Source organism: Planococcus kocurii, assembly GCF_001465835.2.
In the GTDB taxonomy this organism is placed as follows: domain Bacteria; phylum Bacillota; class Bacilli; order Bacillales_A; family Planococcaceae; genus Planococcus; species Planococcus kocurii.
Window position 1 is genome coordinate 406,009 of record NZ_CP013661.2, and the last position, 15,168, is coordinate 421,176.

19 protein-coding genes and 3 other annotated features are annotated in these 15,168 nt (G+C 41.4%); of the genes, 2 read left to right on the forward strand and 17 right to left on the reverse strand.

What is annotated here, in order from left to right; translation table 11 throughout:
* Positions 1-9: 9 nt before the first annotated feature.
* From pheS to AUO94_RS02055, 5 genes are all read right to left on the reverse strand, one after another.
* On the reverse strand, positions 10-1,047 hold the full coding sequence (pheS, locus tag AUO94_RS02035; protein WP_058385695.1) for a phenylalanine--tRNA ligase subunit alpha: 1,038 nt from the start codon (positions 1,045-1,047) through the stop codon (positions 10-12).
* A 38-nt stretch (positions 1,048-1,085) separates the two neighbouring features.
* Positions 1,086-1,312 (reverse strand) — a binding site (T-box leader).
* Between the two features lie 45 nt (positions 1,313-1,357).
* Entirely contained in the window at positions 1,358-2,125 is a 768-nt protein-coding gene (locus AUO94_RS02040) for a TrmH family RNA methyltransferase (RefSeq protein WP_058385696.1), read from the reverse strand.
* Positions 2,126-2,295: 170 nt separating this feature from the next.
* The gene (locus tag AUO94_RS02045) at positions 2,296-2,739 is read right to left on the reverse strand and encodes a small multi-drug export protein (protein WP_058385697.1); all 444 of its coding nucleotides are present in this window, start codon (positions 2,737-2,739) and stop codon (positions 2,296-2,298) included.
* Positions 2,736-3,239: a hypothetical protein gene (locus AUO94_RS02050; RefSeq protein WP_058385698.1), complete on the reverse strand. Its 504-nt coding sequence runs from the start codon at positions 3,237-3,239 to the stop codon at positions 2,736-2,738. The genes AUO94_RS02045 and AUO94_RS02050 overlap by 4 nt, the downstream gene beginning before the upstream one ends.
* Positions 3,229-3,444, reverse strand: a complete 216-nt coding sequence (locus AUO94_RS02055; RefSeq protein WP_058385699.1) for a helix-turn-helix transcriptional regulator — start codon at positions 3,442-3,444, stop codon at positions 3,229-3,231. Before AUO94_RS02055 ends, AUO94_RS02050 begins: the two co-directional genes overlap by 11 nt.
* A 142-nt stretch (positions 3,445-3,586) precedes the next feature.
* On the opposite strand from AUO94_RS02055, the gene AUO94_RS02060 reads away from it, so the two are divergent.
* Positions 3,587-3,898 (forward strand): hypothetical protein, encoded by a 312-nt coding sequence (locus AUO94_RS02060; RefSeq protein ID WP_062429925.1) that lies wholly within the window; start codon positions 3,587-3,589, stop codon positions 3,896-3,898.
* Here AUO94_RS02060 and AUO94_RS02065 read toward each other — a convergent pair.
* The 3 genes from AUO94_RS02065 to AUO94_RS02075 all read right to left on the reverse strand — a co-directional run bounded on the left by AUO94_RS02065 (position 3,881) and on the right by AUO94_RS02075 (position 6,729).
* Entirely contained in the window at positions 3,881-4,843 is a 963-nt protein-coding gene (locus tag AUO94_RS02065; RefSeq protein ID WP_058385701.1) for a nuclease-related domain-containing protein, read from the reverse strand. The two genes, AUO94_RS02060 and AUO94_RS02065, sit on opposite strands and share 18 nt — an antisense overlap.
* A gap of 235 nt (positions 4,844-5,078) precedes the next feature.
* On the reverse strand, positions 5,079-6,167 hold the full coding sequence (locus AUO94_RS02070; protein ID WP_058385702.1) for a M42 family metallopeptidase: 1,089 nt from the start codon (positions 6,165-6,167) through the stop codon (positions 5,079-5,081).
* A 76-nt stretch (positions 6,168-6,243) separates the two neighbouring features.
* Entirely contained in the window at positions 6,244-6,729 is a 486-nt protein-coding gene (locus AUO94_RS02075) for a dUTP diphosphatase (RefSeq protein ID WP_058385703.1), read from the reverse strand.
* 93 nt (positions 6,730-6,822) lie between these two features.
* Here AUO94_RS02075 and AUO94_RS02080 point away from each other — a divergent pair, with 93 nt between their 5' ends.
* A complete protein-coding gene (locus AUO94_RS02080) occupies positions 6,823-7,209 on the forward strand; it encodes a hypothetical protein (RefSeq protein ID WP_058385704.1) in 387 nt (128 codons plus the stop codon).
* Positions 7,210-7,218: 9 nt separating this feature from the next.
* Here AUO94_RS02080 and AUO94_RS02085 read toward each other — a convergent pair whose 3' ends face one another.
* From AUO94_RS02085 to speD, 9 genes are all read right to left on the reverse strand, one after another.
* A complete protein-coding gene (locus AUO94_RS02085) occupies positions 7,219-7,497 on the reverse strand; it encodes a DUF1294 domain-containing protein (RefSeq protein WP_058386924.1) in 279 nt (92 codons plus the stop codon).
* 369 nt (positions 7,498-7,866) lie between these two features.
* Complete coding sequence (rplT, locus tag AUO94_RS02090) at positions 7,867-8,226, reverse strand: 50S ribosomal protein L20 (RefSeq protein ID WP_058385705.1); 360 nt, start codon at positions 8,224-8,226, stop codon at positions 7,867-7,869.
* 167 nt (positions 8,227-8,393) lie between these two features.
* Entirely contained in the window at positions 8,394-8,594 is a 201-nt protein-coding gene (gene rpmI, locus AUO94_RS02095; RefSeq protein ID WP_008432253.1) for a 50S ribosomal protein L35, read from the reverse strand.
* A gap of 27 nt (positions 8,595-8,621) precedes the next feature.
* Positions 8,622-9,128 carry a translation initiation factor IF-3 gene (gene infC, locus AUO94_RS02100; protein ID WP_038703546.1) on the reverse strand — a complete coding sequence of 169 codons (507 nt, stop codon included), beginning with the start codon at positions 9,126-9,128 and terminating at the stop codon, positions 8,622-8,624.
* Between the two features lie 83 nt (positions 9,129-9,211).
* Positions 9,212-9,352, reverse strand: a sequence feature (ribosomal protein L20 leader region).
* A gap of 57 nt (positions 9,353-9,409) precedes the next feature.
* Positions 9,410-11,338 carry a threonine--tRNA ligase gene (gene thrS / locus AUO94_RS02105; RefSeq protein ID WP_058385706.1) on the reverse strand — a complete coding sequence of 643 codons (1,929 nt, stop codon included), beginning with the start codon at positions 11,336-11,338 and terminating at the stop codon, positions 9,410-9,412.
* 219 nt (positions 11,339-11,557) lie between these two features.
* Positions 11,558-11,795: a binding site (T-box leader), on the reverse strand.
* A gap of 62 nt (positions 11,796-11,857) precedes the next feature.
* On the reverse strand, positions 11,858-12,793 hold the full coding sequence (dnaI, locus tag AUO94_RS02115; RefSeq protein ID WP_058385708.1) for a primosomal protein DnaI: 936 nt from the start codon (positions 12,791-12,793) through the stop codon (positions 11,858-11,860).
* Positions 12,794-14,164, reverse strand: a complete 1,371-nt coding sequence (locus AUO94_RS02120) for a replication initiation and membrane attachment family protein (protein WP_058385709.1) — start codon at positions 14,162-14,164, stop codon at positions 12,794-12,796. It lies immediately after the preceding gene.
* Between the two features lie 11 nt (positions 14,165-14,175).
* Positions 14,176-14,652, reverse strand: a complete 477-nt coding sequence (gene nrdR, locus AUO94_RS02125; RefSeq protein WP_058385710.1) for a transcriptional regulator NrdR — start codon at positions 14,650-14,652, stop codon at positions 14,176-14,178.
* Positions 14,653-14,766: 114 nt separating this feature from the next.
* Positions 14,767-15,150: an adenosylmethionine decarboxylase gene (gene speD, locus AUO94_RS02130; protein ID WP_058385711.1), complete on the reverse strand. Its 384-nt coding sequence runs from the start codon at positions 15,148-15,150 to the stop codon at positions 14,767-14,769.
* Between the last annotated feature and the right edge of the window lie 18 nt (positions 15,151-15,168).

Genomic DNA, 15,168 nt, shown 5'->3' on the forward strand with positions numbered 1-15,168 from the left:
ATTTCCTCCTTAAAGTTCTGTACGTTGGAACTGAGATAAAAAGCGAACATCGTTTGTGTAGAAATGACGAATATCTTCAACGCCGTATTTCAGCATCGCAATCCGTTCTGGACCCATACCGAAAGCAAATCCAGTTAAGCGTTTGGAGTCATAACCAGCCATTTCAAGTACATTCGGATGCACCATTCCAGCGCCTAGAATTTCAATCCAGCCTGTTTTCTTACACACGTTGCAGCCACTGCCGCCACATTTAAAGCATGAAATATCCATTTCAACAGAAGGCTCTGTAAACGGGAAAAAACTTGGACGAAGGCGAATTTCGCGATCATCGCCGAACATTTTCTTCGCAAATACAGAAAGTGTTCCTTTTAAATCACTCATGCGAATGTCTTCGCCGATAACCAATCCTTCAATTTGTGTGAATTGGTGTGAATGGGTCGCGTCATCGCTATCACGGCGATACACTTTGCCCGGGCAAATGATTTTGATCGGCTCGCCGCCTTTTGCTTCCATTGTCCGCGCTTGAACTGGTGATGTATGTGTGCGTAGTAGGATGTCTTCTGTTATATAGAAAGAATCTTGCATATCACGAGCTGGATGACCTTTAGGTAAATTCAACGCTTCAAAATTGTAGTAATCTTTTTCTACTTCCGGGCCTTCTGCTACTTCGTAACCCATTGAAATAAATAAGTCTTCAATTTCTTCTACTACACGCGTCAGTGGATGTGCATTACCTGTTTTGACGGGACGTCCTGGTAATGTAATATCAATTGTTTCGCTTTGCAACTTCTCATAGATCGCTTGTTCTTCTAAGATGGCCATGCGTTCTTCGAGTTGCGTTGTAACTTCCTCGCGTACCACATTAACCAAAGCTCCCATTTTCGGACGCTCTTCAGCCGGGAGTTTCCCCATGCCTTTTAATAAATCCGTAATCGGTCCTTTTTTCCCTAAATACGCGACACGAACATCATTCAGTTCTTTAACAGTCGACGCTGTGGCAATTTTTTCGAGTGCTTGTGTTTTCAATTCCTGCAATTGTGCTTCCATTTTTTCTCCTCCTTAGACAGTAAAAAGCCCCGTCCCAGAAAAGGGACGAGGCATTATTCGCGGTACCACCCTAGTTATTGCAAATCGCAATCACTTGTTTACATAACGGCTCTTCACCGGCCCATCTTTACAGTATGTCTACTGGTCCCGTTAGGCAGCTCGCGGGGTGAACTTCTGAGGCGTTTACATATCCACACTTCCAGTCAAGGTGCAGAATCTCTGTGATGTAAGGGCGCAACATACTTTTCCCGTTCTTCGCTTTTACTTATTTACTTTCTCATTATACGAAAGTTCTAGACTTTTATCAAACTTAGTTTTTAGGAACCAAGCTATACAAAAGAATCCCTGTCGCCACTGCAACATTCAGTGATTCTGCGCTACCGTATAGCGGGACCATCAAATTCTGATCGGTTTGCTGCAAAAGTACAGCGTCAACGCCACTGCCTTCATTGCCAACAAGTAAAGCAAACTTTTCACATGTCTCAACTTCGTGAACCGGTGTCGAGTTATGAAGCGCTGTTCCAAAGATTTGGATATCATTTGCTTTAGCTTGCGCTGTCCATTCAATCAGTTCGCCTTTAACAACAGGAATCTGAAAATGTGAACCTTGAGCAGATCGAACCGTTTTCGGGTTGTAAGGGTCTGCACAGCCTTTTCCAAGAATGACTGCGTCAATGCCGCTTGCTGAAGCTGTCCGAATCATCGTCCCGATATTGCCAGGATCTTGAACAGCATCAATCATCAATAGCTTAGACCATGTTTTTTGCTCATCTTCTGTAAATTCGGGTTGTGCACAATGCGCGAAAATTCCCTGCGTGTGCTCAGTTTCCGAAATTTCCTTCGCTACTCCTGCCGTGACCGAATAATGAGGAACGCCTTCAATATCCCAGTCTGCTGGGATATCTACGCCTTCACGGACAATTAATGATTTGACAAGATCTTTTTTACGCAAAGCTTCTTCTGTCAAATGAAAGCCTTCGACTAGGAATTCTGCAAATTTATCGCGTTCTTTTCGTGTCGTTCCAAGCTTTTTCCAATGCTTGACGAGCGAGTTTTGGTTAGATTCAATTCTTTTCATTATAGCTTCACGCCTTTATTTCAGAATAACACCAGTATAACATACCCAAAAGCGCAGTCACCTAGAAGTCGATGTCGAGCTATTGCCACTTTACTTATGCAAGATATTTTGACGAACCAACATTTTTCGCCACGTATTAATGAGATCTAAGCAACTTCACCTTCATTTATTCAAGCCGTAAAAAAATCAAATCCAAGCGCTGTCAAAATACCGAATGCTAATGTCCAAACAGCAATGCTGATCGTCAGCCAAACCGTCGTGTTCTTTTTAGTAGCACCAAGTGTCATCCCGATAAAAGCTGCAATATGTGTACCAATTAAAATAGGTCCAAGCATCGCTAGTCCCGGCAGACCGTACTTGTTCCAAATTCGTTTGGCCCGTTCACTTTTTTTCGAAGTGGCTTTACCTTTTGCTTGTTGTCGTTTTGTGTACCAAAGTTGGAAGCGGTCAAAGCCAATAATTAATGCCAGGACGGTGACCATATTTCCAACAAATGCAAGTACCATCACCCATAACGGGGATAACCCCCAAACAATGCCAAGCGGAATAACCAACGCAATTTCAAACCACGGAATGGCCGCTCCTAAAAAAACGAGAAAATATTCATAGATCATTCATCTTCCTCCTTTAAATGCGCGCGAATTTCTCTGTAGTAAATGACGTATTGAAGTAACGCGACTACCAAAATGGCAAGCACGGTATAAATCCGTGGCAGCGGCGAAAACATTGCAAATACTGCGAGTGCTGGCAAACTCCAAGTCATAAAGGTATAGACTTTTTGAGAAGCAATGCGCGTAATATGTGTCATGCCTTCATCTTGTTCTAAATATTCAGGTGGACGAATTGCAAAAGACGGAATTTTTTGTGTTGGATACAGCTTGTTATGGCGTCTTATTTTCATGTAAAAAATGAACAACATGATCAGGTATAAAATGATTGACCCTACAATAACAAATCCTTGAATGACGCCATACTCAACTAATATGCTTTGTTCTATTTCTGTATTGACAATTTCAGTCGTTTCGGGTGAATTGACTCCGAACAAGAAAATTCCTAACACCATGATAAATCCCATCATCCACAATGGATACTGCATACGAAAATCATTTTTCATGTCCTCCGTCCTCCTCTAACCAAAATAAGTCGTTGATGTTCGTCTGCAGAGCTTTTGCGAGTTTTAACGCTAAGGTAATTGAAGGGGAAAACTCCCCTTTTTCAATAAAAGCAATCGTTTGTCGCGTGACATCCACTTGCTTGCCGAGATCGCTTTGGGTAAAGCCGTAACGAGCTCTTAGTTCTTTTACTCGGTTCTTAAGCATCTGCTTCATCCACCCTTTTATGTTCGGTTTATATTACATAATGTATATTATACTTAACATCATGTCAATTATTATGTACATTTTCGAAGCTAGAGACGCTTTATTTGCGGATTGAATGACTTTGTTTGCGCGATAAAATCGGTTGTTTACATTATCTCGCGCTTTGTTTGCGCAAGACGAGACGTTGTTTGCAAAACCAAAAAAAGCTTCTCACTTGAGTGAAAAGCGGACCTTAAAATTAATAGTGCTCCAGAAGCTTTACACAAGAGCGCGACTATTCGTCTACTCTTTATTTGCGGATCAAGCGACTTTGTTTGCGGGATACACTCGGTTGTTTACATTATCTCGCGCTTTGTTTGCGCAAGCTGAAAGTTTGTTTGCGCAAGTCGAGACGTTGTTTGCAAAATCAAAAAAAGCTTCTCACTTAAGTGAAAAGCTAGTCTTTTTTCTTTAACTGATAGGTTCGATTGCGCAATGCACCAGCTGTGTCAAATTCGAAAGTCGACAATAAGCGAGACGCTACAAAAGGCGATTCGATATTACAATACTGCCTCAACATCTTATTACTCAGCTGATTATGAACGAGCGAAAAATATTCCCGAATCGTCGTTTCAAATGCATTTATATCTATCGATTGGCACAATTCGCATATCCAGCCACATCGTTTTTTTCGAACCATTCGCAGGCTTTTGCATGAATCGCAAAAAATACCGGTCTGTAGTTCGCCAGGATTTATAGCATACAGCTGACATAAAGGAAGTCGCTTATAAGGAGTTTGATGTTTTTGAAGAAGTTTATCGATTTTCACTAAATTCGGTCGGATATTCGAGTCGGGGAAAGAGGAGAGTATGTTGAGTAAATAATCGATTAGTTGATAAGTTTTACAAACATCGGTGGTTTGCGGTTTCGTAATAAATTCACATTGTTTGGATGTGAATACAACAATTCCTTTGACCGGCAACTGGATTTTATGCAGTTTGAAAAATTTCGTTAAAAAGCGAATGTGTTTATTTAATTGAATCGCGGGATCTTCCATCACGGTCCGCACGCCTTCTACATCTGTTCGAGCAAATTCGCCTGTTTGATTATCGAAATGTAGCCGTCCACTAATGTTTTTCGACTCAATAATAATCACACCACGTTCTGTTAGCAGCAATCCGTCCATTTGGATTTTCCACTCACCAAGTGATAAGCAAACATTCTGCAAAAAGCGGTAGTTTTCTTCAGGGCTGAATTCAACCAGCTTTCGTACCAGTCTAGCTTCTCCTCGTTCTCCAGCAGCGCTTCGGTACAATTCGACTTGAAGAAATTGGCGTTGTGGATGCTGCTCTGGCAACCGGTATAATAACCTTTCGAGCGCTGTTGTTTGAGATAATAAAACGAGTTCTTTTTTGTGCATAGAGCACCTCCTATCAGAATAAATAGAGTATAGCATTCTTTTTAAAACCTGAAAATCTCTAAATGGATGCTTTTCGCTAGCGAAAAGCGAAAAACCTTTAGTTGTTTGCGGTATACACGCTGTTGTTTGCGCTACCTCACTGTTTGTTTGCGGCAAGAAAGTCTTTATTTGCGCAAAAGATCACTTTGTTTGCACAACAAAGAAACCCCTCGCCAAAGCGAAGGGTTTCCGGATTTTATTCGAATGTAATACGCGCGACGGTATCTTTATCTAGCTTTTTGATCACTTCGATGATTAATTTCACTGCATTTTCGTAATCATCGCGATGCAAGATTCCAGCGTGCGAGTGAATATAGCGAGTAGCTACGCCGATTGCAAGTGCAGGAACGCCGTTTGCTGTTAAGTGAATGGACCCAGCGTCAGTTCCGCCGCCTGCGATCGTTTCAAATTGGTACGGAATGCCCGCTTCTTCAGCCGTATCGACCACAAGTTCGCGCAAGCCGCGGTGAGATACCATTGAAGCATCGAAAAGCAATAGTTGTGGGCCATCTCCCATTTTACTGTTTGACTCTTTGCTCGTAATGCCTGGTGTGTCTCCTGCAATACCCACATCTACTGCAAATCCGATATCTGGTTGAATCTTCGCAGTCGCCGTTTTCGCTCCGCGCAAGCCAATTTCTTCTTGCACTGTTCCAACACCGTAAACGACGTTCGGGTGATTGACACCTTTTAATCCTTTTAAAACATCAATCGCAATCGCACAACCAATTCGATTATCCCAGGCTTTTGCCATTAATAATTTTTCGTTGTTCATCACCGTGAATTCAAAATACGGAGTGACCATATCTCCTGGTGTGACTCCCCACTCTTTTGCTTCTTCACGGGAAGAGGCACCAATATCAATAAACATATCTTTGATTTCAACAGGCTTCTTACGCGCTTCTAGTGAAAGAATATGCGGTGGTTTTGAACCAATTACGCCTGTGATTTCTTTACCGCTTCGTGTTGTAATTGTCACGCGCTGCGCTAGCATAACTTGTGACCACCAGCCACCTACTGTTTGAAATTTTAAAAATCCTTTATCATCAATTTGCGAAATCATAAATCCAACTTCATCCAAATGACCTGCTACCATAATTTTAGGTCCGTCAGCTAATCCTTCTTTTCTAGCAATCAAACTGCCAAGACCGTCTGTTTCAATCGAGTCAGCGAATGGTGTTATGTATTTTCTCATGACTTCACGCGATTGACGCTCATTTCCTGGAATAGCGTTCGCATCTGTCAACTCTTTTAGCATTAATTGTGTTTCATCCAAATTAGTCATTCCTTCGACCTCCTAAATAATTCATTGCTCACTTATTGTAAAGGAATCTCCACCAATTATCAAAACATTCGTTCTATCAATAGCCGTTGTTTTGGCGGTCGTAGTTGGTTTGGTTCTTCTGAATATAGGCTTCCAGCACTTCCTCATAGCTAAACTCTAATGCCACCGCTATTCCGCCATAACAGCTCCAAATTTCCATAAAATTAGACATTGAATAATTTCTAAGGAATTCTTGAATGGCTTTTTGAGTTCGCAAAAACAACTCGGTCAAGTCTGTTTCACTAATGGGATCTGGCCAATTTTCGAGTGTGTTTAAATGCTTTTCAATACCAAGTGACAGCAAGAAATGGATAGAATCGACGTATTCCTCTAAAATAACAGCGCGACTTGATGGACCTTTTGTGCTCCAAAATTTAAAGCAGCGCGTTTCATTTGCCAGTTCCGCTAACTCTACTAGTAATGCTAAGCCTTTTTTACGAAAAACATCTTCGTTAATTTTTTGATTGGATTGAATAAAGCGATCTAGTTCTTCCTGCATTTTAAACAATTCATGTAGTTTCATAAAACCTCTCCTTATTTCATTCATTCTTGAAACCAAACTACTTCCTAATCGTATAGTAATGAGTAGGATTATGTAAATCAGGGGGTAATTCATTTGGCTTTTCTCATACGCTTTATTGTATTGGCATTAATTATCTACTTATTTTACCGACTGATCCGTTATGTTGTAGATCCTAAAAGAAAACTCGATAACGCACTTGAATCGGGTGCTTATTATTTTTTAGACGATGTGAAAAATGTGCAAAAAAACTTTTTTATCGCACTTCGTGGCGTGTTGTTTGAAGGCGAAAAATACTTAGGCACAACTGAACACTCTTTTGAAGTCGTCTCTATTTTTGTATGGGTCGAAAAACCTGATCAATTACAGGGATTCACAAAAGCAGATTTTCATTTTCTAGAAAAAGAAATTTTGATGAATTATCCAGAAGCTCGTATAAGTTGGAAAAACCCAATAGAACAGTTAATGAAGCAAAATGGATGAGCATGAGACTCATCCGTTAACAAAAGTTTGATAACTCCACATCAAAATAAGAATATCAAGTAGAGCCAAAATCAGAAAACCAACACGAAAATTAGTATGCTTCGTTTTGTGACGAAATGCCATCATGCCCAAATAAGCCCCAATGCCGCCACCAAAAATAGCGACGGTCCACAAGTTTTTTTCAGGAATTCGCTGACCGTGACGCTGCGCTTGAGATTTATCGACTTTCATCATAACGAAAGCCATCGCTGTTACAATTGCAAAATAACCAACAATAATCAAAAACATCGGATTTTCCTCCATAAGAAAAGACTGACGAAAATTCGTCAGTCTTTTTATTGTAGCGTTAAATGCTAGTGCATTGCAGCTTTCTAGTTGTGTGATGTCTATGAACTGCAATGAACAGGCACTTTCGCTTTTATTATCTAGCTGCAATGACCTGCTCCTCGGGTCATAAGCTGCCCTTCCTACGCGGCTAAAGCCACTAGGGAAGTTCATCTTATGCCTATCGGAGCAAAACGGTCATTTCCGCTTTTATTATCTAGCTGCAGTGCCTAGACCCTCGGGACTTAAGTCAGCCCACCTGTGCGACAAAAAACGCCGCTTTGGTGGTCTGTCTTAAGCCTGTCGGGTCTTAACAGGCACTTTCGCTTTTAATTACTTAGTTACTGCTTTTTTTGCTTGGTCAACCAATGATGTGAAAGCAGCTGCATCAGATACAGCGATTTCAGCTAGCATTTTGCGGTTGATGTCGATACCAGCAACTTTTAATCCGTGCATAAGACGGCTGTATGAAATTTCGTTCATACGTGCTGCTGCGTTGATACGCGTGATCCAAAGTCTACGGAAATCACGTTTTTTGTTGCGACGGTCACGGTAAGCATAGTTACCTGACTTCATTACCTGTTGGTTTGCTACTTTGAAAAGGATGTGCTTTGCACCATAATAACCTTTTGCTAATTTAATGACCTTTTTACGACGCTGACGCGTCACTGTTCCACCTTTTACGCGTGGCATATCACATTACCTCCTGCTGAATATAAAAAATTCGATTTTTTGTTACATGTCTAGACTCAAGCACCCAGATTCTCGGGGTCATAAGTCAAAGTGGCTGTGCGGCAAAAAACGCTGCTTCACCTCTTCGCCTTATGCCCGTCGAATCTATACGGGCGCTTTAGCTTTTATTATTTCATGTTATAGATTAACGATTTGATACGTTTTAAGTCGCCTGAAGAAACAAGTTTCCCTTTACGAAGTTTACGCTTTTGCTTTGTAGATTTGTTTGCGAATAAGTGGCTAGTGTGTGAGCTGTGGCGTCTTACTTTACCAGTACCCGTTTTTTTGAAACGTTTTGATGCACCGCTGTGGCTTTTCATTTTCGGCATTTCGAATTCCTCCTAAACAATGATCTCTTATTCTTTTTCGTTGACTGGTGCAAGCATCAAGAACATGCTGCGGCCATCCATTTTCGGGCGCTGCTCAACTGTTGCAACTTCTTTGCACGCTTCTGCGAAACGTTCAAGTACACGTTGTCCAATTTCTTTGTGCGTAATTGCACGGCCTTTAAAACGAATAGAAGCTTTCACTTTGTCGCCTTTTTCAAGGAACTTGATAGCGTTGCGAAGTTTCGTGTTGAAATCGTGATCGTCAATTGAAGGGCTTAAGCGCACTTCTTTAACGATAATCACTTTCTGATTTTTACGGATTTCACGATCTTTCTTCTGCTGCTCAAACTTGAATTTACCATGATCCATGATCCGAGCAACCGGCGGCTTAGCTTGAGGAGCCACAAGAACAAGATCCAAGTTGACACGAGCTGCAATTTCAAGTGCTTCGATACGTGTTTTGATGCCAAGTTGTTCACCGTTTTGATCAATAACTCGCAACTCACGTGCACGAATACCGTCATTTACATTAATGTCTTTGCTAATAGTAATCCACCTCCGGATAGTGTCGCGAATAGCTTAAATGTGTGAACCGGCCGAACCGGTTTACAGGGTTCCGATCAAAACAAAAGCGGATGGACCAATGAGGTCCACCCGCAAATATGACAACACGCGTCTTTCTGCGTGTAAAAGTCAATCGTGTATACCTGCCAACAATCGGTCGATCAGGTGAGAAGCGGGTGCTCCTGCTTGCACATATAAGTATTCTATAACCTTATTCATAATATCACGCGTTGTAAAAGAAGTCAAGTTGTTTAACGAATTTCACTTTGAACCAGTTTAACAAAATCTTCAAACGGCATACTTTCAGATTTCTGTTCGCCGTATTTACGAACATTCACCGAACCATCTTCTAGTTCTTTATCTCCGATCACAAGCATATACGGTACTTTTTGCATTTGTGCTTCACGAATCTTGTAGCCTAATTTTTCATCGCGCTCATCGATATCTACACGAATTTTATGCGACTGCAGTTTTTCTTGAAGTTCTTTTGTATAAGTACTATGAGCGTCAAGCGATACTGGAATCATTTCCACTTGGACAGGTGCCAGCCACGTTGGGAAAGCTCCTTTGTATTCTTCGATTAAGAATGCAACAAAACGTTCCATTGTTGACACGACTCCGCGGTGAATAACGACCGGACGATGCTGTTTGCCATCTTCTCCGACATAAGACAAGTCAAAGCGTTCTGGCAAAAGGAAATCTAGTTGGACAGTTGACAAAGTTTCTTGTTTACCAAGAGCTGTCTTCACTTGAACGTCTACTTTCGGTCCGTAAAATGCCGCTTCGCCTTCTACTTCCTCATAGTCAATCTCCATTTCATCCATTGCTTCTTTTAACATCGCTTGTGCACGATTCCACATGGCATCATCATCAAAGTATTTTTCTTTATCTGCTGGGTCGCGATAAGACAAACGGAATGAATAATCTTTGATATCAAAATCTTTGTAAACTTCAACAATCAAGTTGACGACTTGTTTGAACTCTTCTTTGATTTGGTCTGGGCGTACGAAAAGATGCGCATCATTCAACGTCATTCCGCGAACGCGTTGAAGACCCGACAATGCACCTGACATTTCGTAGCGGTGCATCAACCCAAGTTCAGCAATACGAATTGGCAACTGACGATACGAGTGAATACCTTGTTTGAAAATCATCATATGATGCGGGCAATTCATTGGACGCAATACCAATTCCTCATTGTCCATTTTCATCACTGGGAACATATCGTCTTGGTAATGATCCCAATGTCCGCTTGTTTTGTATAACTCCACGCTACCCATTACAGGCGTATACACGTGATCGTAGCCTAAGCGCTCTTCTTTATCGACAATGTAACGCTCGATAATGCGGCGGATTGTTGCGCCTTTTGGCAACCACATCGGCAAGCCTTGACCGACCTTTTGAGAGTTCATGAACAAATTCAATTCTTTCCCGATTTTACGGTGATCACGTTCTTTTGCTTCTTCTAGCATTTCAAGATGCGCTTTTAAATCTTCTTTTTTGAAAAAGGCAGTTCCGTAAATACGCTGAAGCATTTTGTTGTCGCTGTTCCCTCTCCAATATGCTCCGGCCACACTTAATAACTTAAACTCTTTTAATTTACCTGTTGATGGTACATGAACACCTCGGCAAAGATCGAAAAAATCACCTTGCTCATAGATAGATACTTGATCATCTTCAGGAATGGCTTCAAGAAGTTCTAATTTGTACGGATCTTCAATCGCTGCAAATCGTTCTTGTGCTTCTGCACGAGTCACGTCATGACGAATAATTTCAACATTTTCATTGATGATTTGCTTCATTTCTTTTTCAATCAATGGCAAATCCTCTGAAGTAATTGCTGATTCTGTATCGATATCATAATAAAAACCGTTTTCAATAACCGGTCCCACACCGAGCTTCGCATCTGGGTACATCCGCTTGATCGCTTGTGCCAATAAATGTGCTGTGCTGTGGCGCAATACTTCTAGACCTTCATCAGATTCTGGTGTGATGATTGCAATATCCCCATCTTCTTTTAAAGGTGCACGTAAATCGACTAATTTATCGCCCATTTTACCAGCCAATGCTTTTTTCCGTAATCCTGGGCTAATTGATTGAGCAATTTCCTCAGTAGTTACGCCTTGTTCAAACTCTTTTACTGCTCCGTCTGGGAATTTCAGTTGAATCATGTTTGCCATGTCAATCTCTCCTTTTAGTTAACTCTGATCGAAATGTCTAAACCACAGGGTCTGGTAGACATTTCTTTATTCTTGTCTAGCTGCAATGGCCTGCTCCTCGGGTCATAAACTGTCCTTCCTGTGCGGCAAAAGCGCCGCTTCGGAAGTCCACCTTATGCCTGTCAGAGCAAAACGGCCATCTCCGCTTTTCTTTTTTTCCACAGAAAAAAGCCCCATCCCAAAAGGGACGAAGCTTTAGCTCGCGGTTCCACCCTTCTTCTATTTTGAACAGCTGAAACCATTCAAAATGAAGCTCTGCATCGGCTAACGGGCCGGTACCGTCAGCTGCTACTAAAAAACTGTTCACAGCTGCTGCTCAAAGGGGGTAAGCGAAAAAACGATACTTAAGAAGCTCACAGCCTAGGCTTCTCTCTCTGAAAGTCGTAAATTCCGCTCATGTCCTTGTCAAGGCATGTAAAATCTTGGTTCGATTGTTATTACTATAAACCGAATTGTTCCAAAAGGCAATAGTTCTCGCACTTAATTTCTTCGATTGCGTCCATCAAGTTTAACTGGACTCGTTAATGCACGAATTCGTTCCATAATGCGCGCCGCTTTTAAATCTTCTTTTTCTCCGCGCTGCGAATAGGTTAAATGGTACTCCAGCTCGGTATAGCTAAAGTTTGACGACATAAATGTTGGCAGTTTTTCAGACATCCGGTAATGGAGAATTGTTCCAAGTACCTCGTCTCGTGTCCAGCTTGACATTGCTTCAGCTCCAATGTCATCTAGCATCAAGACGTCTGCTTTTTTCACATAATCCACTTTTTCCTGCAATGTTTGATCACCAATCGCCTGTTTCATTTCTCGCATAAATTCTGGAACGAACACCAACACAGATTTCACATTGATCTCAGCCAGTTCATTGGCCACTGCGCTCAATAAGTACGATTTCCCAATACCGAATTGTCCATAAAGATACAATCCTTTCTCAGGTAAATTGTCAGGACCCGTTGCTTGATCGAGGAAATCACCAACCGCTCGAAACGCTTCCATGCGACTGTCATCTAATTCAAAGCCGTCCAGTGTCGCTTGCATCACTTCTTTTGGCATATACATGCTATGGATTAAAGAAGATGCATGGCGTTTGTTGTCGTGAATATCCTTTGAGCGACATTTTGTATACGAAATCCCGATAGTTCCACGTTCTAATACAAGATTCGGCTCAAAACCTTTTAAATGATTAATACAGCCATCCAAGCTAGGGCATTTGTTGCAATCATGGGATTGGTCGATGTATTCGTATAACTTGTGAAGCCCTCTATCAATAGTAGGTGCGTCAATTTCATCTGCATGATTTTCCAAGAATTTTTGAACTCCTGCATGCGCCAATACTTCTTTACGCATTTCACCATAACGCTCAGAAAAAGCAGGGGCATTGACTACACGTTTTAAGGTTTCGCTAATCGGTTCCATTTAACCACCTTTTCCTTTCTTCAGCGCAAGTTTCGCAAGAAGTTTTTGTTTTTCTACTTCTAAGCTTTCGTTTCTTGGCTCTGCTTTAGCAACAGGTACATCGTCTTTTTTATGGAACCATTCCGGCAATCGTTCTTCACGCAGCGGCTTTTGATTGCCTGTGAATGGTTTGGCGATAGTCGTTAGCGAGCCTTCAGACTTCCACTTCATATACTGCGTGTGCTCGACACGGGCAATTTCCATTGCATCTTTTGCGGTTGTAATATTCTTGCGTAGCCAGTGCGAAGCGATTTTCTCCACATATGCTTTGGTTAGCTTCATATCGGTTCGTAGCAACACATAGTGAAGCAATACATTTACAACCGCTGTCTCCATCTTGTGGAAAGTGACTAATTGGTTTGCTAGTTCCACATCTGACGGCAACGGTTCGTGACCATCCGCAATATCTCTCAGTACTTGGATAGGAGCTGCAGTCTCTAAATAAACCAATAACTCATCTTCTTTTGTTTTTGACGTTTCGTCTGTTGCTTCAATAGGTTCTGTTGCTTTATGTACAGGAACCAGTTGCGGCGCTGTAGTGGACACTTTCATTTTGTAATGCTCGGTTGCTGCTTTTTTTAAAAGATCAGTCGTCAATTTGTAATTGTCATCAATCGCCATTAAGACAACTGTTTGCATTTCAAGCGGGTCCCAACTATACAAAAAAGCCAATTTGGCAATATAGGCTTTTATGCTGCCCGTTAATACACGTTTGGGAACTAATTGCTCGGAAAGCCCTTGTTGCAATAAACCAAAGTCAAAATCTGATTCCGTGCTGTATCCCCCATTTTTTCGTTCTTGTAAATCTTTTTTCTTAGCGGGATAGCCTGCTTTGGCATGAACTGGTTGAAAAATATCGGTAAAGGTTCTTGACACTTCTTCGTAATCAGTCGGAATCTCCGTTTCGATGGCAAAACGTTTACGAACTTTTCGGTAAGACGTTTCACCAATTTTACTAAATAAAAACATAGACAATAACGGATCCATAAAAAACGTTTTTGGATCGAGTGGCGGACACAGTTCATAGATGAAAGAACGCTCACTGCTTTGATTTTTATACGTTCTAAGCAATCCAATTGCTTCTAACTGGATTCTAGCGTCAAATATTTTCGAAATAGAATTCCCCAACATATTCATCAATGTATAATGACTCGACTCTTCACTAGTCGCTTCTCCTTCAGCCCATAAAGTTAAATACAATGCAATGGCTTCCGCACCAATCATAGGTTGATAGAGCAATGTTAGAAGTTGCCGATCGTAATTTGAAAACGGATAAGGTAAGCGAATTCGAAATGGATCAGCAGGCTGCAACTCTTTATAATATGCAGTCATAAGTCACCGCCTTAATCGATTTTCTTGTCTTCCGGAGTTTTATTTAGCAAATCCTTGAGTTCATCAATAAAAACAGTGATGTCTTTAAATTGGCGATACACTGAAGCAAAGCGAACATATGCTACTTCGTCGATTGTTGCTAGTCGATTCATGACCAATTCTCCGACTTCTTCAGATTTCACTTCTGGGTTACCCGCACGGCGAAGGTCTTTCTCAATCGTAAAGACGACTTCTTCTAACACTTCTAGAGATACCGGCCGTTTTTCACATGCGCGAATAACGCCACGCAAAACTTTTTCACGGCTGAACTCTTCACGCGAGCCATCTTTTTTGACAACAATCAGTGGCATTTCTTCCACTTTTTCAAATGTCGTAAAGCGATAACCGCAAGACTCACATTCTCTTCGCCTTCTGATGGATTTCATTTCGTCTATTGGCCGCGAATCGACAACACGTGTGCCGTTATGTTGGCAAGCTGGACATTTCATTTTTACATCTCCCTAACTTCTCTATCTCGTGTATCTAGTATAACAAAAAATCATTGAAAAAATAGAAAAAGCAGAGGATTTCATCCCCTGCTTACGTGTTTTTGGTTAAATGGATTATGCTGTTACTGAAACTTTGGATTTCTCAACACTTACTGGTCCCATACCGCGTGGTATTTCTACAAGTTCGCGTGATGTTGAACCTAGTGCGTCTGCGATATATTCCGCTGCAATAGTCGGATCTAAATCGCCGCAAGTGTAAACATCTACACTCGCATAGCCGTGTTCTGGAAAACTGTGAATAGTTAAGTGAGATTCTGAGATAATCACAACTCCGCTAACACCTTGTGGTGCGAATTTATGAAAAGCTACCTCTCTTACTTCAGCTCCAGATTTGAGTGCTGCATCAACAAAAGTTTGTTCGATAAAATCCATATCGTTTAATTTGTCAAAATCACACTGCCAAAGTTCTGCAATTACGTGACGTCCCATCGTTTCCATGGTTCGTTTTCCCCCTTT